The organism is Hoeflea sp. (assembly GCF_984452065.1).
This window is the reverse complement of record NZ_CFHWAF010000018.1, coordinates 21,715-43,755: the sequence shown is the minus strand read 5'-3', so window position 1 is coordinate 43,755 and position 22,041 is coordinate 21,715. Positions and strand designations below refer to the sequence as shown.

Sequence of the window (22,041 nt, the reverse complement as noted above, 5' to 3'; positions counted from 1 at the left end):
AGATGTCCGCATTCCAGACCGGCGGTGAGGAAAAACCGGATGCCGCGGGCCTGCTGGGCAATCCCCTTTTCCTCCGCCAGCCCCTCCCATATGGATGAATGCAGCCCGTTGGCGCACGAACGCCGCATCAGCGCATGATAGGCCGGATGGAACTCCACCTGATCGATCCTGTTGCCGGACTGATCGAAGGTCTTGAGTTCCGGCGTGGACTGGTTTGCGATCCGGGCAAGATCCTGCGCCTCGGGACTGGTGACAAACCGGCCGATGGCGGACAATTCGTCGCGCACTTTCTTCGGCATCTGACCGGCAGCCTCGCACAACATGGGGTCGGACTGGTACGCATTGATGCCCGAGAAGGGCTTCGGCTGGTTGAGAACCTCATGCGTCATGCGGTTCACGGTCATTTTGGACATAGGGTCTTGTTCCTGTTGGGCTTCCCCGGTGTTGGACTGAACGCCGGCAATTGGATGGGGATCATCCACTGCTGAGGTGTCGATTTCTTGCCCATTTCGAATATGACGCCTATAGAAGCGCCAATCGACAAATATTGCGAGCACTATCCATGGTTTTTACCCATCGCCACCTGCTTGGCATCAACGGGCTGACGGAACCGGATATCTCGTTTCTTCTCGACAAGGCCGATCAGGCTGTCAAGCTCAGCCGGCAGCGCGAGAAGAAAACATCGACCCTTCGCGGGCTGACCCAGATCAACCTGTTTTTCGAAGCATCCACCCGCACCCAGGCATCCTTCGAACTTGCCGGCAAACGGCTCGGCGCCGATGTCATGAACATGTCGGTGGGCAATTCATCGGTCAAGAAGGGCGAGACCCTGATCGACACGGCGATGACACTCAACGCCATGCATCCCGATATTCTGGTTGTCCGTCACGCTTCCGCCGGCGCCTCGGCGCTGCTGGCCCAGAAAGTCGGATGTTCGGTCGTCAACGCCGGTGACGGAGCGCATGAACATCCGACTCAGGCCCTGCTGGATGCGCTGACGATCCGCCGCAAGAAGCAGCGCATCGGGGGCCTCACCGTGGTGATCTGCGGCGATGTGCTGCACAGCCGGGTGGCGCGTTCAAACATCATCCTGTTGAGTGCGCTCGGCGCCCGCATCCGGGTCGTTGCGCCATCGACGCTGCTGCCGGCCGGCATCGAACGGATGGGTGTTGAGGTGTTTCATGACATGGCCGCCGGTCTCCGGGATGCCGACGTCGTCATGATGCTGCGTCTCCAGCGCGAGCGCATGAGCGGGTCCTTCGTGCCGTCCGTGCGGGAGTATTTCCGCTACTTCGGCCTCGATGCGCAAAAGCTCGCCGCCGCCAAACCGGACGCGCTGGTGATGCATCCGGGCCCGATGAATCGCGGCGTCGAGATCGCCTCGGAAATCGCCGACGGGCCCAGGAGCGTCATCGAAGAACAGGTCGAGATGGGTGTCGCCGTCCGCATGGCCGTCATGGAAACACTGTTGTTGTCTGGAAACGAGGAAACCGCCCCGTGAGCGCGATCGCCCTCAGGAATGCCCGCATCGTCGATCCGTCACAGGATATCGATGGTGAGGGCGACGTCGTCGTCACCGATGGCAGGATCGTGTCCTGCGGCGCCGGCAGCGTGCCGGCCGGCGCACGCGTGATCGACTGCACGGGCAGGCTCGTCATCCCCGGCCTCGTGGATGCCCGCGTCTTCGTCGGAGAGCCGGGCGCCGAACACCGCGAGACGATCGCCTCGGTCAGCCACGCTGCGGCGGCCGGAGGTGTGACATCCCTGATCATGATGCCCGACACCACGCCGCCGATTGACGACGTGGCGCTGGTCGAGTTTGTCATGCGCACCGCGCGAGAACAGGCCTGCGTGAACATCTACCCGTCGGCCGGACTCACAAAGCGGCTTGAGGGGCGCGAATTGAGCGAATACGGGCTCCTGCGCGATGCCGGCGCCGTCATGCTGACCAACGGCAAGCGGCCTGTCGGAAACGCGCTGGTCCTGCGCCGTGCCCTGACCTATGCCCGCGATTTCGGGCTCGTGGTTTCCTGCGAGACGCAGGACGAGCATCTGGCCGCGCAGGGCGTGATGAATGAAGGCCTTTTCGCCAGCTGGCTCGGCCTTGAGGGCGTCCCGCGTGAAGCGGAGGTGATACCGCTTGAGCGCGACCTGCGCCTGGCCGCCCTCACCGGCGCCCACTATCACGCGGCCAGGATTTCCACGTCGGATTCAGTCGACGCCATCCGCGCCGCCCGCGCCCGCGGCGCAACGGTGACATGCGGTGTCTCGATCAATCATCTGTCGCTGAACGAGAACGACATCGGCGAATACCGGACATTTTTCCGCCTGTCGCCGCCGCTGCGTGACGAGGATGACCGCCGCGCGATGGTCGAGGCGCTTGCGAGCGGCGATATCGACATCATCGTGTCTTCGCACGACCCGCAGGATGTCGACACCAAACGCCATCCCTTCTCCGATGCCGCCGACGGAGCGGTGGGTCTGGAAACCATGCTTGCCGCGGCCCTGCGCCTGCATCACAGCGGCGATGTCCCGCTGCCGCGGCTGATCGATGCCCTGTCGACGCGCCCGGCCTGCATCTTCGGCCTCGATTGCGGAACCCTCAGGCCCGGCAGCCGCGCCGATCTGGCGATCGTCGACCCGGACGAGCCCTGGGTCGTGTCGAAGGACGAACTGAAGTCACGTTCCAAGAACACACCGTTCGAGGACGCCCGCTTCCAGGGCCGGGTGACGGCAACCATGGTGGCCGGTTCCTTCGTTTTTGAGGCGGAGTAGTTCGACAAGCAGATCGCGGACCATGACCGCGCTTCAACTCCGAAGCGAAAACGGCTAGATTGCCGTCATCCGGAAATCGATTTGAAACCGGAACAGAGTTTACGGGAAGGACCTCATGCCGGATCCGATCAACTGGCAACTCAGCCTGCCTTTTTTTGCTTCGGCACTCGTGTTCGGCTACCTGCTGGGCTCGATCCCGTTTGGCCTCCTTCTGACCCGCGCGGCCGGCCTCGGCGATATACGCAAGATCGGCTCCGGCAATATCGGAGCCACAAATGTGCTGCGCACCGGCAACAAATTTCTGGCTGCGGGCACGCTCCTGCTTGATGGCCTCAAGGGAACGGCCGCCGTCCTCGTTGCGGGCATGTGGGGCCCGGATATGGCTGTTCTTGCCGGCTTCGGCGCATTCATGGGGCACCTCTTTCCGGTCTGGCTCGGTTTCAAGGGCGGAAAAGGCGTCGCAACCTATGTCGGGGTCCTTCTGGGGCTCCTGCCGCTTGGTGTGGCGATTTTCGCGGTCGTCTGGCTGCTGACGGCGGCGATCACCCGCTACTCGTCTCTCGCCGCATTGATCGCCGCGATCGTCGTGCCCGTCGCGCTCTTCCTGCTTGGCTATATTCAGGTGGCGGAGCTGTTCACGGTCATGAGCGCAATCACCATCATAAAACACCGCGCCAACATTTCGCGCCTGCTGTCGGGAGAAGAAAGCCGGATCGGAGACAACGGCTGATGCCATATGAACACGGCAGCGGTCGGGCGCTCGAACAAGACGAGCGCCTTGCCTGGCTGCGGCTGATCCGAAGCGAAAATGTCGGTCCGGTCACCTTCCGCAAGCTGATCGCCCGGTTCGGGTCCGCCAAGGCGGCACTGGAAGCGCTTCCCGACCTGTCCCGTCAGGGCGGGCGGGCACGGGCACTGCGCGTTTGCCCACCTGACGACGCCGAGCGCGAAATGGAACTGGCGCAGCGCCTCGGTTGCCGGCTGATCTGCATGGACGATCCTGTCTATCCCGATGCACTCGCGGCGGCGGAAGGTGCTCCCCCCGTTATCGCGCTGAGAGGCTCCGTATCATCGCTTGAGCGATCCTGCGTATCGATTGTCGGCTCGCGCAATGCGTCCGCCGTCGGCACCAAGATAACCCGTATCCTGGCGGGCGGCGTCGGCAAAGCCGGATACGCCGTCGCTTCGGGCCTGGCACGCGGCATTGATGCCGCTGCCCATGATGCATCCCTGGAAACCGGCACGATCGCGGTTCTGGCAGGTGGCCTGGACCGCCCCTACCCGCCACAGAACATTCCGCTTCTAGAGGATATCTGCGCCAGCGGCACAAGCGCGGCAATCAGCGAGATGCCGTTCGGGTGGGAGCCACGGGCGCGCGATTTTCCGCGCCGCAACCGCATCATTGCCGGGCTGGGCCTCGGGCTTGTCGTCGTCGAAGCGGCCAAGAAGTCCGGATCGCTGATTTCGGCGCGAATCGCCGGGGAGCTCGGCCGCCTCGTATTCGCCGTGCCGGGATCGCCGCTCGATCCGCGTGCACGGGGAACCAACGATCTGATCAAGGACGGCGCGATCCTTACAACCGAGCCGCAGGATGTCATAAACGGGCTTCGGCCACTTGGCGGCAAAGGCCCGCCCAGGATTGCACCACAGGCGCTTTGGGAGGATGAAGCGGCCGCCAGCCCCGCGATTGAACTGAGTTCAAGGGAACGCACGAACATAAGCGACGCGATGGGCCCGGCACCGGTTTCAATCGACGATCTCGCACGGCACACCGACGTGCCGCCGGCACAGATCTACCTGGCTCTGCTTGAACTCGATCTCGCCGGGCGCCTTGCGCGACATCCCGGCGGGCTGGTGTCGTTGCTGCCGTCGCCCGAGCATTAATCCTGTTCGTTTATTGTTTGCCGTCGGTGGTTTAAACCGGCACTCATATGTACTATTTCAGTCTGGCCCGTGGGCAGCAGGATGGGTGGATTCGTTTGATTTCCAAGGTGTTGCAAACGGGTAATCACGGCAAATTTTCCGCCTGCGGCACTTGACCCGCAGCGTTTGGGTGTTCATTTCGGGGCCGGGAATTGCTGTTTTTCAAGGGAATCGGGCATGAGAATCTGCCCTTTGGACACCACATCAGAGTGAATTTATGAACGTAGTTGTCGTTGAGTCCCCTGCCAAAGCCAAGACGATAAACAAGTATCTTGGCTCGGATTACAAGGTGCTTGCATCCTTCGGACATATCCGTGATTTGCCGGCAAAGGATGGCTCGGTCAATCCGGATGAAGACTTCGACATGACCTGGCAGGTCGATGCAGCATCCAACAAGCGGCTGAAGGAAATCTCCGACGCGGTGAAGTCGTCCGACGGCCTGATCCTCGCCACCGACCCGGATCGCGAGGGCGAGGCAATTTCGTGGCATGTGCTTGAGGTGTTGCGCAACAAGCGCGGCGTCCTCGGCGACAAGCCGGTCAAGCGCGTCGTCTTCAACGCCATCACCAAACAGGCTGTCCTCGACGCGATGGCCCATCCGCGCGACATCGATGCCTCGCTGGTGGACGCCTATCTCGCCCGGCGCGCGCTCGACTATCTGGTCGGCTTCAACCTTTCGCCGGTGCTGTGGCGCAAGCTGCCCGGCGCACGGTCCGCCGGCCGCGTCCAGTCCGTCGCGCTTCGCCTCGTCTGCGATCGCGAAAGCGAGATCGAGCGCTTCGTTTCGGAGGAATACTGGCAGCTTGCCGCCCACCTGAAAACGCCGAGGGGTGAGGGTTTCGAAGCCCGGCTGGTGTCGGCTGACGGGCAGAGACTGCACAAACTGTCCATCGGCAACGAGGAAGAAGCGACCCGGCTCAAGACATTGCTGGAAGGGGCGCATTTCGTTGCCGACAGTGTCGAAGCAAAACCGACGCGCCGCAATCCGGCCCCGCCCTTCACCACGTCGACGCTGCAGCAGGCCGCCTCTTCGAAACTCGGCTTCAATGCCTCAAGGACCATGCAGGTGGCGCAACGCCTTTATGAAGGGCTGGATACCGGCGGCGAGACGGTCGGCCTGATCACCTATATGCGGACCGACGGCGTTCAGATGGCCGCCGAGGCGATCGACGGGGCCCGCCTCGTTATCGCCTCCCGTTTCGGTGAGCGCTACCGGCCCGATCAGCCGCGTCATTACGCGACCAAGGCGAAAAACGCCCAGGAAGCGCACGAGGCCATCCGGCCGACGGATTTCAGCCGCACGCCCGAATCGGTCAAGCAGCATCTCGATAGCGATCAGTTCCGTCTCTACGACCTTGTGTGGAAACGGGCGATTGCCAGCCAGATGGCGCCGGCCGAGATCGAACGGACCACCGTGGAGATCACCGCCGACAACAACGGCGCGCGCGCCGGCCTGCGCGCGACCGGCTCCGTCATACGGTTTGACGGTTTCATCGCCGCCTATACGGATCAGCGCGACGATACGGACAATGGTGACGATGGCGACGACAGCCGCCGCCTGCCGGCCATAAACGCGAAGGAGGATCTGGCGCGCGAGAAGATCGACGCGACCCAGCACTTCACCGAACCGCCGCCGCGCTATTCCGAAGCATCGCTCATCAAGAAGATGGAAGAGCTCGGCATCGGCCGCCCGTCCACCTATGCGGCGACCCTTGCCACACTGCGCGACCGTGAATATGTGGCGATCGACAATCGCAAACTGATTCCGGAAGCCAAAGGCCGTCTCGTCACCGCGTTCCTCGAGAACTTCTTCGACCGCTATGTGGAGTATGACTTTACCGCCGATCTGGAGGAGAAGCTCGACCGGATCTCGGCCGGTGAGTTGCAGTGGAAGGATGTCCTGCGCGATTTCTGGCGGGATTTTCTCAACCATGTCGAGGGCACCAAGGAGCTGCGGATCAGCGATGTGCTCGACGCGTTGAATGAAGAACTCGCGCCGCTGGTCTTTCCGGCCCGCGAGGACGGATCCGATCCGCGCATCTGCCCGAAATGCAATACCGGCAAACTGTCGTTGAAGCTCAGCCGCTACGGAGCGTTTGTCGGTTGCTCCAACTATCCCGACTGCGGCTATACGCGTCAGCTCTCTGCCGACGCCTCCGCCGATGACGCCGCGGTCTCGAACGACCCGCGGGACCTCGGCAAGGATCCGCACACCGACGAGCCGATCACCCTGCGCACCGGGCGCTTCGGCCCCTACGTCCAGAGAGGTGAAGGCAAGGGCGCCAAGCGCTCAGGCATTCCGAAAGGATGGAAACCGGAAGATGTCGATCACGAAAAGGCGCTGGCTCTTCTGTCGCTGCCGCGCGACGTCGGCGCCCATCCGGAATCGGGCAAGATGATATCCGCAGGTCTCGGCCGTTACGGCCCGTTCCTTTTGCATGACGGCACCTACGCGAATCTGGAATCGATCGAGGACGTGTTCTCGATCGGCCTCAACCGCGCCGTAACGGTGTTGGCGGAGAAACTGGCCAAGGGTCCGGGCAGACGCTCCAAGCCCGCCGCACTGAAAGAGCTGGGCGATCATCCCGATGGCGGCGCGATAACCGTCCGGGACGGGCGTTACGGACCCTATGTCAATTGGGGCAAGATCAACGCGACGCTGCCGAAAGGCGCGGACCCGCAGTCGATCACGGTCGAAAAGGCACTTGAACTGATCGCCGAGAAGGCGGCCAAAGGCGGTAAGACCAAAGCGCGTACGACGCGCAAGAAGACCACCAAAAAGGCCACCACCCGCAAGACCAAGGCGGTCAAAGCCGAGGAGTGAGATTGAAGAAGAAATCTGCTCCCGGCGGGCTCAGGCAGGCAACGGGCGGCGTGCCCGATCGGGAAACGATCCTCCGCTTCATCGCAGAGCATCCCTCGCGCGCCTCGAAACGCGATATCGCCAAGGCATTCTCCGTTCGCGGCCATGACCGTGTTGAACTCAAGGCGCTGCTGAGGGATCTGGAAAATGACGGGCTGCTGGAGCGCCGGCGCAAGACGCTTGTACGTCCCGGCGCGCTTCCGCCGGTAACGGTTCTCGATGTGACGTCCAGGGACGATGACGGCGACCTCATCGCAAGGCCCGCCGAATGGCCGGACAACGGCGCGCCGCCGCCCGCGGTTCTGATCCGCCCGGCTCGAAAGGGCAAGGCCAGGACGATTGCGCCCGGTATCGGCGACCGTGTTCTTGCCCGCATATTCCCGTCCGACAGCGACACCGGTCCCGCCCATGCGGCGCGTGTGATGAAGATTCTCGACCGCCAGCGCGGCGCACAGCTGGGTGTTTTCCGGACAATGCCCGGCGGTGGCGGACGGATGGACCCGATCGACCGGCGCGGCAAGGAGATCATTATCGACGCCGACGACATCGGCAAGGCACAGGACGGCGATCTTGTCGAAGTCGAGAGCAGCCGGTCCAACCGTTACGGCATGGCGCGCGGCAAGGTGCTGAGCGTTATCGGCTCCGTCGCCAGCGAAAAAGCCGTGTCCATGATCGCCATACACGCGCATGGAATCCCGCATGTATTTCCCGCCGCCGCCTTGAAAGAGGCCGAAAAGGCCCGCGCCGCGCCGATGGCCAAACGCGAGGACTGGCGAAAACTGCCGCTCGTGACGATCGACCCGTTTGATGCCAAGGACCATGACGACGCCGTCTTCGCCGAGCCCGACGGCAATCCGGCCAACAAGGGCGGCATCATCGCCTATGTCGCGATTGCCGATGTCTCGCACTATGTCCGGCCGGCATCGGCTGTGGACAGGGAAGCGCTGAAACGGGGCAACTCCGTTTATTTCCCCGACAGGGTCGTTCCCATGCTGCCCGAGCGCATCTCGAACGAACTGTGTTCCCTCAAGGAAGGTATTGACCGCCCTGCCCTTGCCGTCCGCATGGTGTTTTCGGCGGAAGGCAGGAAGATCAGCCACACCTTCCACCGGGTGATGATGAGAAGCCTCGTCAAGCTCAATTACCGGCAGGCGCAGGCGGCCATTGACGGAGCGCCGGACGACACGACCGGACCGGTTGTGGACGAGGTGCTCAAGCCGCTGTGGCATGCCTATGAGATTCTCAAGCGCGGGCGTGACAGGCGTCAACCGCTGGACCTGGACATTCCGGAGCGCAAACTCCTGTTGAAGAAGGACGGGACCGTCGACAAGGTCATCGTGCCCGACCGGCTCGACGCCCACCGCCTGATCGAGGAGTTCATGATCCAGGCAAACGTGGCTGCCGCGGAAACGCTCGAGAAAAAGCGGCAGCCGCTCATCTACCGGGTCCACGATGCGCCCTCGCTCGCCAAACAGGAAACCTTGCGCGACTTCCTGAAAACGCTGAACATCCCGCTCGCCAAGGGCGGGCACCTCAGAGCCAACAGCTTCAACGGGGTTTTGACGAAGGCAAAGGGCAAACCCTACGAGATCATGGTCAGCGAAATGGTCTTGCGTTCGCAAAGCCAGGCGAATTACAGCCCGGACAATATCGGCCATTTCGGCCTCAATCTGATGAAATACGCGCACTTCACCTCTCCGATCCGGCGCTATGCGGACCTGATCGTCCACCGCGCCCTGATCGGCTCTCTCGGCCTCGGTGAAGGCGGCATCACGCCCGACGAGGAACAGTCCCTCGAGGAGATTGCGGCTGAAATCTCGACATTCGAGCGCCGCGCCATGGCCGCCGAGCGCGAGACGGTCGACCGGCTGGTCGCTCACCATCTTGCCGATCGCATCGGGGACGAATTCGACGGGCGGGTTTCCGGCGTGACGAAGGCCGGGCTCTTTGTTTCCCTGCAGCAATTTGGCGCAGACGGTTTTATTCCGGTTTCCACGCTGGGACTGGACTATTATATTTACGACGAAACACATCAGGCGCTGGTTGGCGAAAAAACCGGCCTTGGCTATCGGCTTGGCGACGATGTCGAGATCCGGCTTGCCGAAGCCATGCCGGTCGCGGGCGCGCTTCGGTTCGAAATGCTGAGCGACGGTCGCAAACTGCCGACGGCCACCCGATCGTTTCACAAAGCCAAACGAGGCGCACCCCGTCAAAACGGCGCCCGCAAAAGAAAACGCAGAGGATACTGAAATGGCTGACCACGAGACAGTTCCCGTCCGCACGCGGACCGTACGCCCGCCGCGCGACCTGTGGCGCTCGATGGTGAAAGGCTGGTCGGGCCGCTGCCCGCACTGCGGCGAGGGAAAGCTCTTCCGCGCGTTTCTCAAACCGGTGCACACATGTTCGAACTGCGGCGAGGAGATGCACCATCACCGCGCGGACGACCTGCCGCCCTATCTTGTGATCTTCATCGTCGGCCATGTCGTGGTTGCCGGATACATGTTGTCGGAACCGTTTGTCGACTGGAACAGCTGGCAGCACCTGGCGCTGTGGGTCCCCATCACACTCGTTATGGCGCTGACCATGATCCAGCCGATCAAGGGTGCGGTCATCGGGCTCCAATGGGCCAATTACATGCACGGATTCGGCGGCGGGGAAGAAGATGCCGTCGAGATTTACGGTGGCCGATAAGGCGCCGACGGATACGCCGCGCGGCGGTCCTGACCTGCCGGCGGAGGCCAGGCGCGGACCGGCGGTCGGGCCGCTCCTGCGGCCCAGGGACGCCGCAACGCTCATCCTGATAGATCGCTCCGGTGACGAACCGGCCCTGCTGATGGGAAAGCGGCACACGGCGCATGCGTTCATGCCTGATACCTATGTCTTTCCCGGCGGCCGGCGCGATCGCGACGACTGGCGCATACCGGTCAGCGATCATCTGCACCCCGAGGTCGAGAACAGGCTGATGCGCAGGATGGCCAAGCCGGCAAGCGAAACGCGGGCCCGCGCGCTGGCGGTTGCCGCAATCCGTGAGACCCATGAGGAAGTCGGCATTCTGGTCGCCGGGCCGGGACCGGCCAGCGCCCATGAAAACTGGCGGGCCTTTGCTCAGCGTCAGCTTGCCCCGCGCCTTTCGCCGTTGCGTTACATTGCCCGCGCGGTGACGCCTCCCGGCCGTACCCGACGCTTCGACACGCGTTTTTTCGCCTGTTTCCGTGACGAAATCGGACCGGCCGACGCCGAATCCAGCAATGAGCTGCTCGACCTGAGATGGGTGCGCCTGTCCGAAGTCGCGTCGATCGACATGCCGCGCATCACCCAGGCAATCATAACCGAGCTCGTCAGCGAATTGGACCGTGACCCGACGCTGCCCTTCGGCCGGCCGGTGCCGTTTTATCAGGCACGTCACGGCCGCTTCATACGCGAGATGCTTTGAGCGGCCTTGTCGTCCGATGCTTTTCGGCCCCGCGGCCTTGACTTTTTCGCGGCGATTTGTAGGTTCCGCCCAGAATTTCGCCGTGGAGCCTTTCCGGCCGTCCACGGCTTCGTTTTTGCAAGGCAGGTACAAAATGGCAAAAGCCACGACAATCAAGATAAAGCTGCAGTCGACTGCAGATACCGGCTATTTCTACGTCACCAAGAAGAACAGCCGCACCATGACCGAAAAAATGGTCAAGACAAAATACGATCCGGTTGCCAAGAAGCACGTGGAATTCAAGGAAACCAAGATCAAATAGCCGATCGCGAATGCAACAAAAAGGCCGCTTCATTGCGAAGCGGCCTTTTTTATTGGGGGCTGGCCAGCACAGGTTGCGGTACGAGGAGGCCACATTTCCTAGCGCCGACCAGCCGACCCCACGACCCAGGAGATGCGGCGGACCTGAGCACCATGGGGTAGACGATTCGATAGGTGGAAGTCAGAACGGCAATCCGTCCGGACTTGCTCCTATCCACAACATTTGCTCATCGTAACAAAAAAATCAACGATTTCTTAACCGTTTTGCCGACGCAATTGACGTCATGGTAAACGGCGAAAGACTTCGAATCTGCGATATTTGTTAAGAATCAGACTTTTGTGGCGCAAAGCGCTGATTTGTCATCAAGATGTCGCACAGACAGGTCCGCGGGACGCGAACGCTCAACAATCAGGCTGCCGTGGCTACAACCCGGTTTCTGCCCCTCGCCTTGGCCTCGAACAGGGCGTTATCTGCCAGTTTTAAAAGGACTTCAGGTGATTCGCCGGCACTCGACAGCGAAACCACGCCGACCGATGCGGTGATGGACAACTCCAATCCGCTCGACCCGATGACAAAGGGAACCTCCGCAATCTCGCGGCGCAGTCTTTCCGCGATCGATTCGGCGACAGGCCCGTCCGTGTCGGGCAGGACGATGATGAATTCCTCTCCGCCCTGCCGGCAAGCAAGGTCGATGCCGCGAATAGCCTTGCGGACGCGGTTCGAAAACTCACGCAGCACCTCATCTCCGACATCGTGCCCATGGGTGTCGTTGACGGACTTGAAACGGTCGAGATCGATCGCCAGCACCGACAATACCCGCCCGCGCGCAACCGAACGCTCGACCAGTATGTGCATGTGGGCATCGAGATAACGGCGGTTGTAAAGCCCGGTCAACGGATCGGTGACCGCCAGTTCGATCGAATGCTGCACGCTGGAACGCAGAAAATCATTGTAGCGCCTGCGGCGGAACTGGGTGTTGCATCTGGCGATCAGCTCATTCGGGTCGATCGGCCGGATGATGTAGTCGTTGACACCGAGTTCGAGCGCCCGGTTGACGATTGCCTCCTCACCCTGGTCGCTGACAAGCAGGATCGGGATGAACCGTGTCCGGTCGAGCGAGCGCAATTGCGAGCACAGGCGCAGCGGATCGTAGTTGGAGAAATTCGTGCTCACCAATATGAGCTCGTAGCCGTTCTCCGCCGCGTCGAACAATGCAGCCTGCGGATCGGCGAGGACTTTCAGGTCGGCTGACTTACGCAGGATTTGGGCAATACGGTCCTGCGAATTCTTTCGCTCATCGACCAGAAGCGCCCTGCCCCGGGCTTCCTCCATCGCATTGTTGCAGAGCAGATTTTCAAGGCCGATATCCTGAGCCGCCTGAGCACGAATGCGCAACTCGTCGGTCAGCGCCTTGAGACGCACCAGGCTCTTGACTCTGGCAAGCAGTTGCAGATCGTTCACCGGTTTGGTCAGGAAGTCGTCGGCGCCGGCCCGCAGCCCCCGGACCCGGTCCGACGGCTGATCCAGCGCCGTGACGATAACCACCGGTATATGCATGGTCGCGCTGTTGGATTTGAGCCTTTCGCAGACTTCGAAACCATCCATGCCCGGCATCATGATGTCGAGAAGCACGAGATCGACATTGCCCTCATTACAGATAGCGAGCGCTTCTTCTCCATTTGTGGCCGAAACAACATCGAAATACTCGGCGAGAAGCCGGGCTTCCAGAAGTTTCACATTTGCCGGAATGTCATCCACGACCAGTATGCGGGCAGTCATAATGTCTTTTCCTCGGTGATCTATCCGTCGCCCAGATAGTTCTTTATGGTTTCAACAAATTTGGGGACCGATATCGGCTTTGACATATAAGCCTCACACCCACCCTGCCGTATGCGCTCTTCATCGCCCTTCATGGCAAATGCCGTGACCGCGATGACGGGAATGGAATGCAGTTCGTCATCGGCCTTCAGCCGTTTGGTGATTTCCAGTCCCGAAACCTCGGGCAACTGGATGTCCATGAGAATAAGGTCGGGCTTGTGCTGACGCGCAAGCTCCAGCGCCTCCAGCCCGTTGCGGGTCTGGACCGTCTCGTAGCCTGACGCCTCGATGAGATCACGAAAGAGCTTCATATTCAGCTCGTTGTCTTCCACGATCATAACCCGTTTCGGCATTTGCCGTACCCAGCCCCGTTCTAACTTGCCCTACCGATGGCAGCGATTATGCTTGCCGCAGGTCGAGTCTCCCATTGCCTGAAGGCAAGACTAGTTCAATTTGGTTGAAGAAAAGCAAATTTCGTGAACGCAAATCAAAGCAAATACGAAACAGAAGATAAAACACAGATGCTGGCGGTGGACATTTTGTCGTGGATAGCAGCCGATCCGGACCTGATGAGCCGCTTTCTTGCGGTGTCCGGCCTCAGTATCGACAATCTGCGCGATGCGGCCGGCGAGCCCGGCTTCCTGGCCGGCGTTGTCGGTTTTGTGATGGCGCACGAACCCACACTGCTGGCCTACTGCGATGCCCGCGACGCCGAACCCGATGTGGTGGCGTCGGCATGGCGTGCTCTGGGTGGAGATTCAGAATATGAAACAAGCATATGACCGGCAAAGCTGAAGCTCTGGGACATGAAGATGTGAGGTTGGGCGAAAGGCCGCTCATCGTCTGCGATGTCGACGAAGTGGCGCTTGAATTTCTCGATCCGTTTTCGGCTTTCCTGCAGGCGAACGGTTATGAATTGCTGCCCCGCTCCTTCCGGCTGACGGGCAACATCGTCACGCTGGACCACCATCGGGAAGCCTCCGGCGAAACGGTCAGTCTTCTCCTCGACGGCTTCTTTGCCGATCAAATCAACTGGCAAACGCCGACCGACGGTTCAGGCAAGGCCCTTTCCAGCCTCGCCGCCCATGCGGACATCGTCTTTTTGACCGCCATGCCGACACGCCACTATGACGTTCGCCGCTCGCTCCTCGATCGTCACGACCTCGAATACCCTCTCATTGCGACAGAGGGCGATAAGGGAGCGCTTCTCAACCAGCTTCACGGCAGCCGCGATCACCCTCTCATCTTCATCGATGACATGATCTTCAATCTGCATTCCGTCAAAAAGCACGCGCCCGCCGCAACCGCGATCCAGTATATGAGCAACGAGACGTTCCGCTCGATGGCGCCCGATCCCGGCGATGACATCATTTCGGCAAGCGACTGGCCGCATATCGAAGAGATCGTACTGGGCAATTTGAACACTTGATCGCAACGCGGTCGAAGCGTAAACCCTAAGCGTTCGACCTTTGTTCCATCATGGTGCTGTTATGCGGGTCAGAAAACAGGATCCGAATACCGGTTTTTGCCGCGATTGCCTGGCCTATCAGGACGCTCCGCAAGGCCGCTGCACCCAATGCGGCAGCCCCCGCGTTCTTCAGCACCCCGAACTCTACGCTCTGACCGTCGCCCATATCGATTGCGACGCGTTTTATGCGACGGTCGAAAAGCGCGACAATCCGGAGCTTGCCGACAAACCCGTCATTATCGGCGGCGGAAGACGCGGCGTGGTGTCCACCGCCTGTTATCTCGCCCGCATCCACGGCGTCAGGTCGGCGATGCCGATGTTCAAGGCCCTGAGAGCCTGCCCCCAGGCCGTTGTCATCAAGCCCGATATGGAGAAATACAGCCGCATCGGCCGTCAGGTCCGCGAGATGATGCAGGAACTGACGCCGCTGGTGCAGCCGATTTCGATCGACGAGGCATTTCTCGAACTTGCCGGGACCGAAGCGCTTCACCGCAACCCGCCTGCCCGCACGCTGGCAATGTTTGCGAAACGCGTGGAGGACGAAATCGGCATCACCGTGTCGGTGGGACTGTCCTATTGCAAGTTCCTTGCAAAGGTCGCGTCGGATCTGGAGAAACCGCGCGGCTTTTCCGTTATCGGCGAGGCCGAGGCAATCGGGTTTCTAAAGACCATGCCGGTCACCACCATCTGGGGCGTCGGCAAGGCCTTCGCCGCAACCCTGGAACGGGACGGCATTACCATGATCGGCCAGCTCCAGCAGATGGAGGAGAGCGACCTGATGCGCCGCTACGGCGTTATCGGTCAACGGCTCCATCGCCTGTCGCGCGGTCAGGACGCCCGTGAGGTCCACACCCGCGACAGCGCCAAAAGCGTCTCGGCCGAGACCACCTTCAACAGCGATCACGCCGATCGGGAGACGTTGGCGGCAGTCTTGCGGTCCCTGTCGGAAAGGGTCGCGCGAAGACTGAAGAAGAGCGAAATCGCCGGCCATACGGTCGTTCTGAAACTCAAAAGCGCCGACTTCAAGATCCGCACGCGTAACCGCCGGCTCGAAGACCCGACATGCCTGGCCGACCGTATCTTCCATACCGCACTGAGCCTGCTTGAGCGCGAACTCGACGGCACAAAATACCGGCTGCTCGGCGTCGGTGTCTCGGATCTGACAAATGCCGATTTCGCCGACCCGCCCGATCTGGTGGACACCAGCGCAACCAAAAGAGCGGTCGCCGAACGCGCGATCGACCAGGTTCGCGACCGGTTCGGACGCAACGCCGTTGAGACCGGGTATACTTTCGGACGGCACGCGAGCGCCCGTCCGCAACGCGACAGGGACGCCGCCGATCCCGACGGGACCGACACGGAACCGACCTGAGCCGCTCAGACCGTCAGACCAGCTCTACGTCGACAATGCCCCTGGCTGTCTTGAGAGCGGAGGCGATTTGCGGCGAGATGCGGTAACGCTGCGACAGTTCCACTTCCACTTCCCTGCGCCCGTCATCCTTGATCACCACGAATGAGACCTGCCCGTCACCCTTGGTGTTCAGATGGCCGGCGATCTGCTGGACAGATGCGCTGTCGCGCACGAAAATCCGCAGCGCCTTCTGCGTCTGAACCGCGCGTTCCTCCAGCGATTGCACCGTCTGGATGCGCAGGCTGATCCCTTCCGGCCGCTCCTCGGCGTCGACGGTTATCACCAGCGACTTGCCCGGCTCCAGCAGGTCACGATACTGCGCAAGCCCCTCTGAAAACAGAACCGCCTCATATTGGCCGGACGCATCGGAAAAGACGATGATGCCCATCTTGTTGCCGGTCCGCGTCTTGCGCTCCTGCTTCGATGTGACGGTTCCGGCAAGCCGGCCGGCTGTTGCCCCCTGGCGCACCGCATTGGCAAATTCGGCAAAGGTCTGCACCCGCATCTTCTCAAGCAACTGCGCGTAGGTGTCGAGCGGATGCGCGGACAGGTAAAACCCCAGCGACTGGTATTCACGATGGAGCTTTTCCGAAGGAACCCAAGGGGTAGCGCCGTTGAACCGGATCGTTTCCGGCCCCGTTGCCGCGCCGCTGCCGAACATATCGGACTGTCCGCTGATGCGGTTCTCCATCGCCCGCTGGCTGAACCCCAGAAGCCGGTCGATGCCGCCCACCAGTTCAGCCCGGTCGCGCCCGAAACAGTCAAAGGCGCCGGCGCAGATCAGGTGCTCGAGCGCCCGGCGGTTGATGAGCTTCGGATCGACCCGCAGGAAAAAATCCTCGATACTGTCGAACGGTCTCTCGCCGCGCACCTCGACAATGTGATCCACAGCCGCCTCGCCGACACCCTTGATCGCGGCGAGCGAGTAGTAAATCCGGTTCTCCCCGGTCTTGAATATCCTGTGCGAGGTCTGCACCGACGGAGGCACGACGTCGATGCCAAGCCGCGAGGCATCCTGTCTGAAATCGTTGATCTTATCGGTGTTCGACATGTCGAGCGTCATCGACGCGGCCAGGAACTCAACCGGATAATGCGCCTTCAGATATGCGGTCTGATAGGAAACGATGCCGTAGGCAGCCGCATGCGACTTGTTGAAGCCGTAATTGGCGAATTTCGCCAGCAGATCGAAGATCAGGTCGGCCTGGGGTTTGGTGACGCCGTTTTCCACCGCTCCGCTGACGAAGCGGCTGCGCTGCTTGTCCATCTCCTCCTTGATCTTCTTGCCCATCGCGCGGCGCAGCATGTCGGCCTCGCCGAGCGAATAGCCGGACAGCACCTGCGCGATCTGCATCACCTGTTCCTGATAGACGATCACGCCCTGGGTCTCTTCGAGCAGATAATCGATCTTCGGATGGATCCCGGCCACCTCCTCCTCACCATGCTTGCGGGCATTGTAGACCGGGATGTTTTCCATCGGACCCGGCCGGTAAAGGGCGACCAGCGCAATGATGTCTTCAATACGGTCCGGCCGCATGCCGATCAGCGCCTTGCGCATGCCGGCGCTTTCCACCTGGAAGACGCCGACCGTCTCGCCCCGTGCGAGCATGTTGTAGGTTTCCTGGTCATCCAGCGGCAAGGCACCGAGATTGATCTCGATGCCGCGCTCCTGAATGAAATCCACCGCCGTTTGCAGGACGGTCAATGTCTTCAGGCCGAGGAAGTCGAACTTCACCAGCCCCGCCTGCTCCACCCACTTCATGTTGAACTGGGTCACCGGCATGTCGGAACGCGGATCGCGATACATCGGGACGAGCTTTGACAGCGGCCGGTCGCCGATCACGATCCCCGCCGCATGGGTGGACGCGTGGCGGTAGAGACCCTCGATCTTCTGGGCGATATCGAGGAGTTGCGCCACAACCGGCTCCTTGTCGGCCTCCTCCCTCAGTTTCGGCTCCTCCTCGATCGCCTTGTGCAGCGGCGTCGGATTGGCCGGATTGTTCGGGACCAGTTTGCAGATCCGGTCCACCTGCCCGTAGGGCATTTCAAGCACGCGCCCGACATCGCGCAGCGCCGCGCGGGCCTGCAGCGATCCGAACGTGATGATCTGCGCGACCTGCTCGCGGCCGTATTTCTCCTGCACGTAGCGGATCACCTCGTCGCGCCGGTCCTGGCAGAAATCGATATCGAAATCCGGCATCGACACGCGCTCCGGATTAAGAAACCGCTCGAACAGCAGCGAGAAGCGCAGCGGATCGACATCGGTCACCGTCAGCGCATAGGCAACCAGCGAGCCGGCACCCGAACCGCGGCCCGGACCGACCGGAATGTCATGTGCTTTCGCCCATTTGATGAAGTCGGCAACGATCAGGAAGTAGCCCGGAAAGCGCATGCGCTCGATGATGCCGAGTTCCACATCCAGCCGCTCGCGATAGTCGCTCTCCTCGAAGCCTTGCGCGCAACCGAGCTCCTCCAGCCGCTGGTCCAGCCCTTCCTCGGCCTGACTGCGCAGCTCGGCCGCCTCGGCGCGCTCGGCTTCCTCCGCGTCATCGGAAACGCCGGTAAACCTCGGCAGGATGGGCGCGCGCGTGTCGAGAATATGGGAACAGCGCCGCGCGATCTCGACCGAGTTGTCGAGCGCCTCGGGAAGGTCCGCAAAGAGGGCCTGCATTTCGCCGCGGGTCTTCAAATAGTGGTCGGGCGTCAGCCGGAAGCGGCTGTCGTCGGAAACCACGGCATTGTGTGCGACCGCCATCAGCGCGTCATGGGCGTCAAAATCGCCGGGCGACGGGAAGAAGGCCTCGTTGGTTGCGACAATCGGAACCGATCCGTCATAGGCCAGCGCGAGCATGCGGTTTTCATGCGCGCGATCGAAACCGGTCGGCCGCTGGAGTTCCATGTAAAGCCGGTCGCCGAAAAGCGCCTTCAGCCGGTCGAGACGTTCCGCCGCCTGCGCGCCCGCCTCGTTTGAAACAGCACTGTCCACCGGGCCATCCGTGCCGCCGGTCAAACACACAAGGCCGTCCGTGCCGGCCTGTGAAAGCCAGGACAGGGCAATATGCGCGGTATCGGTGCCTGAGCCCTCCAGATAGGCCCGGCTGACCAGTTCGACGAGCCCGGTATAGCCGGCCGCGTTCATGGCGATCAGAATGATCGATGGCCGCTCCGCCAGACGGTCACGCTGACTGCGCCCCCCGGCCTCCTCGTCCTCCATATCGATGTCGAGCTTGCAGCCCAATATGGGTTGGAGCCCCTGCTCGGCGGCCTTGACGGAGAACTCCAATGCGCCAAAGAGGTTGTTGCTGTCGCTTATGCCGAGCGCCGGCTGGCGGTCCTGAACGGCCTTTGAGATGATGGTCTTGAGAGGCAGGGCCCCCTCAAGAAGCGAATAGGCCGAATGGACCCGCAGATGCACGAAGCCGGGGCCCCTCGCACCATTCGAATGCGCCTCTTGTTCTTTGCCGTCCATAGCTTGCCGCCTCAGTATCGCTGTCATCGAGCCGATTCCTGCCCAAAGGACAATCTAGCAGCAATCGCAATCGCATACCGCAAGGAACGCCTCAATCCACACAAAAGCCGATCCCGAACCGTGTAAAACGACCGCCCGGACGGGCGCTGGCGCTGTGCCACATTCGCCGTCACCGCCTCGGGCCTTTCGGCCTTCGGCATAGGTTCGGCCTTCTGGGGACCGGCGGCAGGCCTTCTCATTCATGGTGTGGACCGGGTGTACCGGCGGATGGCGCAGCAGATTTTCGGCCGCGTCAAAGTCGCTCCCGTCAGAGCGACATGAATACGATTGTCAGGCTGGTCACAAACATCAGCATGGAGGCAAAAGCAGCACAGTCTTTGGCAAAATCGAACATATGTTCCTCCTTATTCCGCCTATGTTTGTATTTTGTTCTTTTCTTGTTCCGTAGTCAAGCGAATAGTGCATCGTGATTAAGGACAGGTAAACACGCGCCCGGACAACCGCCGTGACGTTAGAGCAAAGCGCATTCCGGTTTTTAAGGAGAATGTCACACCGTACCGCCCAGCCGCACGCTCAGGATTCAACGACCCTGCCTTCCTGCAGCGTCACACGCCGGTCCATCATCGCAGCGATATCGTGATTGTGGGTCGCGATGAGCGCGGCAAGACCCGACTGGCGCACCAGCGCATTGAGGGCTTCGAACACATAGCCCGCCGTCACCGGGTCGAGATTGCCCGTCGGCTCGTCTGCCAGGAGGATCAGCGGCGCATTGGACACGGACCGCGCGATCGCGACCCTTTGCTGCTCGCCGCCGGACAGTTCCGCCGGCCGGTGATCCGCGCGGTGGCCGATCCGCATATAGTCGAGCAGCTGACGTGCCCGGTCGGATGCATCCTTGTGGGAAAGCCCCGCGATCATCTGGGGCATCATGACATTTTCAAGCGCTGTAAATTCCGGCAACAGATGGTGGAACTGATAGACAAAGCCGATGTCGGAACGGCGCATGGCCGTTCGCGCGTCGTCCCCCAGCCCGCTTGAAGCCCTTCCCGCCACGTAGACTTCGCCCGCGGTCGGATGTTCCAGCAGCCCGGCGACATGCAGAAGGGTCGATTTGCCGGCGCCCGACGGCGCGACGAGAGCGACCGTCTCGCCCCGGTTCAGGCTGAAATCCGCCCCCTGCAGGATCGACAGGATATTGCCGCCCTGCTCGTAGTTTTTCTCAACGCCCTCAATCCGAAGGACCGCATCGCCGCTCATTCGTACATCCTACTCGTACCGCAGTGCCTCGACCGGATCGAGCCGCGAGGCGCGCCAGGCAGGAAACAAGGTTGCCAGGAATGAAAGCACGAGCGCCATGATCAGCACCGCCACGGTCTCGCCCGCATTCATATCCGCCGGCAACTGGCTGAGAAAATAAAGCTCGGGATCGAAGATGGTCGTACCGGAAAGCCACGAGAAGAACTGCCGGATCGATTCAATGTTCCAGCAGACAATAACGCCGAGAACAAAACCCGCCACGGTCCCCGTCACGCCGATGGCGGCTCCGGTCATGAAGAATATCCGCAGGATCGCGCCCGACGTGGCACCCATCGTGCGAAGGATGGCGATATCGTGCCCCTTGTCCTTCACCAGCATGATCAGGCCGGAGATGATGTTGAGCGCGGCAACCAGCACGATCAGGGTCAAAATCATGAACATCACATTGCGCTCGACCTCGAGCGCGGAAAAGAACGTTCGGTTCTGCTGCCGCCAGTCGCTGATATAGACCTGCCGTCCGGCGGCGGCCTCCAGAAGCGGCCGGACCTCGTCCACCCTGTCCGGATCATCGATGAACAATTCGATCGACTGCACCAGCCCGTCCGAATTGAAATAAAGCTGCGACTCCTCGAGCGGCATGAAGATCATCGATGCATCGTATTCCGACATGCCGATCTCGAAGATGCCGGTGACGGGATAGGACTTGATGCGCGGCGTCACGCCCAAGAGCGTCACGTCGCCTTCCGGGGATATGAGCTTGATCGTATCGCCGACGCCAAGGCCAAGGTTCGATGCCAGACGCGAGCCGACAAGCAACCCCTCGCCCGCCGCGAAACCGACGAGGTCTCCGGACAGGATATTGTCCGCCACGCCGCCCAGCTTTGTCAGGTCATCGGCGCGGATGCCCCTGACCAGCGCGCCGGTTCCCGCATCGCGGTAACCCGTCACCAGCGCCTGACCGTCAATCATCGGAATGGCGGCACGCACGCCATCGACGGCGGCAAGCTTCTGCGCCAGCGTATTGTAGTCGTTGAAAGGCTCGTCAATGGGCTGAACCGTGATATGGCCGTTGACGCCGAGAATGCGGTCGATCAGTTCGCCGCGGAAACCGTTCATCACCGCCATGACGATGATCAGCGTTGCCACGCCCAGCATGATACCCAGGAACGAGAAACCGGCGATGACCGAGATAAAGGCCTCGCGGCGGCGCGATCGGAGATAACGCCAGGCGATCATGCGTTCGTAGGCGCAAAACGGCCCCGACGCCGGTTTGCCGGCGCTTTTTGCCGTTGCTTGTGCCGTCTGTGCTATGTCGCCGCTCATCCT

The 22,041-nt window shown here is 61.4% G+C and carries 17 protein-coding genes and 1 pseudogene; 12 read left to right on the top strand and 6 right to left on the bottom strand.

The window, feature by feature from the left end:
* Positions 1-413, bottom strand: a pseudogene (locus AC5E6N_RS05640) (acyl-CoA dehydrogenase family protein); the annotation flags it as partial.
* Between the two features lie 149 nt (positions 414-562).
* Here AC5E6N_RS05640 and AC5E6N_RS05635 point away from each other — a divergent pair.
* The 9 genes from AC5E6N_RS05635 to rpmG all read left to right on the top strand — a co-directional run bounded on the left by AC5E6N_RS05635 (position 563) and on the right by rpmG (position 11,295).
* Complete coding sequence (locus tag AC5E6N_RS05635; RefSeq protein WP_491746899.1) at positions 563-1,501, top strand: aspartate carbamoyltransferase catalytic subunit; 939 nt, start codon at positions 563-565, stop codon at positions 1,499-1,501.
* Complete coding sequence (locus AC5E6N_RS05630) at positions 1,498-2,775, top strand: dihydroorotase (RefSeq protein WP_491746898.1); 1,278 nt, start codon at positions 1,498-1,500, stop codon at positions 2,773-2,775. Before AC5E6N_RS05635 ends, AC5E6N_RS05630 begins: the two co-directional genes overlap by 4 nt.
* 115 nt (positions 2,776-2,890) lie before the next feature.
* Positions 2,891-3,505: a glycerol-3-phosphate 1-O-acyltransferase PlsY gene (gene plsY / locus AC5E6N_RS05625; protein WP_491746897.1), complete on the top strand. Its 615-nt coding sequence runs from the start codon at positions 2,891-2,893 to the stop codon at positions 3,503-3,505.
* Positions 3,505-4,659 carry a DNA-processing protein DprA gene (gene dprA, locus AC5E6N_RS05620; protein ID WP_491746896.1) on the top strand — a complete coding sequence of 385 codons (1,155 nt, stop codon included), beginning with the start codon at positions 3,505-3,507 and terminating at the stop codon, positions 4,657-4,659. The genes plsY and dprA overlap by 1 nt, the downstream gene beginning before the upstream one ends.
* Positions 4,660-4,915: 256 nt before the next feature.
* Positions 4,916-7,522: a type I DNA topoisomerase gene (gene topA / locus AC5E6N_RS05615; protein WP_491746895.1), complete on the top strand. Its 2,607-nt coding sequence runs from the start codon at positions 4,916-4,918 to the stop codon at positions 7,520-7,522.
* Positions 7,519-9,810, top strand: coding sequence for a ribonuclease R (gene rnr, locus AC5E6N_RS05610; RefSeq protein ID WP_491746894.1), 2,292 nt, complete (start codon positions 7,519-7,521; stop codon positions 9,808-9,810). The genes topA and rnr overlap by 4 nt, the downstream gene beginning before the upstream one ends.
* A gap of 1 nt (position 9,811) precedes the next feature.
* Entirely contained in the window at positions 9,812-10,252 is a 441-nt protein-coding gene (locus AC5E6N_RS05605) for a DUF983 domain-containing protein (protein ID WP_491746893.1), read from the top strand.
* Positions 10,224-10,994, top strand: a complete 771-nt coding sequence (locus tag AC5E6N_RS05600; protein WP_491746892.1) for an NUDIX hydrolase — start codon at positions 10,224-10,226, stop codon at positions 10,992-10,994. The genes AC5E6N_RS05605 and AC5E6N_RS05600 overlap by 29 nt, the downstream gene beginning before the upstream one ends.
* A gap of 133 nt (positions 10,995-11,127) precedes the next feature.
* Complete coding sequence (gene rpmG, locus AC5E6N_RS05595; protein WP_267989714.1) at positions 11,128-11,295, top strand: 50S ribosomal protein L33; 168 nt, start codon at positions 11,128-11,130, stop codon at positions 11,293-11,295.
* A gap of 408 nt (positions 11,296-11,703) precedes the next feature.
* Here rpmG and AC5E6N_RS05590 read toward each other — a convergent pair whose 3' ends face one another.
* Both AC5E6N_RS05590 and AC5E6N_RS05585 read right to left on the bottom strand, forming a co-directional pair.
* Positions 11,704-13,074 carry a PleD family two-component system response regulator gene (locus AC5E6N_RS05590; RefSeq protein WP_491746891.1) on the bottom strand — a complete coding sequence of 457 codons (1,371 nt, stop codon included), beginning with the start codon at positions 13,072-13,074 and terminating at the stop codon, positions 11,704-11,706.
* Positions 13,075-13,094: 20 nt separating this feature from the next.
* The gene (locus AC5E6N_RS05585) at positions 13,095-13,466 is read right to left on the bottom strand and encodes a response regulator (RefSeq protein ID WP_491690253.1); all 372 of its coding nucleotides are present in this window, start codon (positions 13,464-13,466) and stop codon (positions 13,095-13,097) included.
* A gap of 168 nt (positions 13,467-13,634) precedes the next feature.
* Here AC5E6N_RS05585 and AC5E6N_RS05580 point away from each other — a divergent pair, with 168 nt between their 5' ends.
* The 3 genes from AC5E6N_RS05580 to AC5E6N_RS05570 all read left to right on the top strand — a co-directional run bounded on the left by AC5E6N_RS05580 (position 13,635) and on the right by AC5E6N_RS05570 (position 15,953).
* Entirely contained in the window at positions 13,635-13,895 is a 261-nt protein-coding gene (locus AC5E6N_RS05580; RefSeq protein ID WP_491746890.1) for a DUF3572 domain-containing protein, read from the top strand.
* A complete protein-coding gene (locus tag AC5E6N_RS05575) occupies positions 13,892-14,542 on the top strand; it encodes a hypothetical protein (protein WP_491746889.1) in 651 nt (216 codons plus the stop codon). Before AC5E6N_RS05580 ends, AC5E6N_RS05575 begins: the two co-directional genes overlap by 4 nt.
* Positions 14,543-14,603: 61 nt before the next feature.
* Positions 14,604-15,953, top strand: coding sequence for a DNA polymerase IV (locus AC5E6N_RS05570; protein WP_491746888.1), 1,350 nt, complete (start codon positions 14,604-14,606; stop codon positions 15,951-15,953).
* Between the two features lie 13 nt (positions 15,954-15,966).
* On the opposite strand, the gene dnaE is transcribed toward AC5E6N_RS05570, so the two are convergent.
* From dnaE to AC5E6N_RS05555, 3 genes are all read right to left on the bottom strand, one after another.
* Positions 15,967-19,458 (bottom strand): DNA polymerase III subunit alpha, encoded by a 3,492-nt coding sequence (dnaE, locus tag AC5E6N_RS05565; protein ID WP_491746887.1) that lies wholly within the window; start codon positions 19,456-19,458, stop codon positions 15,967-15,969.
* A 573-nt stretch (positions 19,459-20,031) separates the two neighbouring features.
* Positions 20,032-20,715: an ABC transporter ATP-binding protein gene (locus AC5E6N_RS05560; protein WP_491690248.1), complete on the bottom strand. Its 684-nt coding sequence runs from the start codon at positions 20,713-20,715 to the stop codon at positions 20,032-20,034.
* A gap of 9 nt (positions 20,716-20,724) precedes the next feature.
* Positions 20,725-22,038, bottom strand: a complete 1,314-nt coding sequence (locus AC5E6N_RS05555) for a lipoprotein-releasing ABC transporter permease subunit (protein WP_491746886.1) — start codon at positions 22,036-22,038, stop codon at positions 20,725-20,727.
* Positions 22,039-22,041 lie beyond the last annotated feature (3 nt).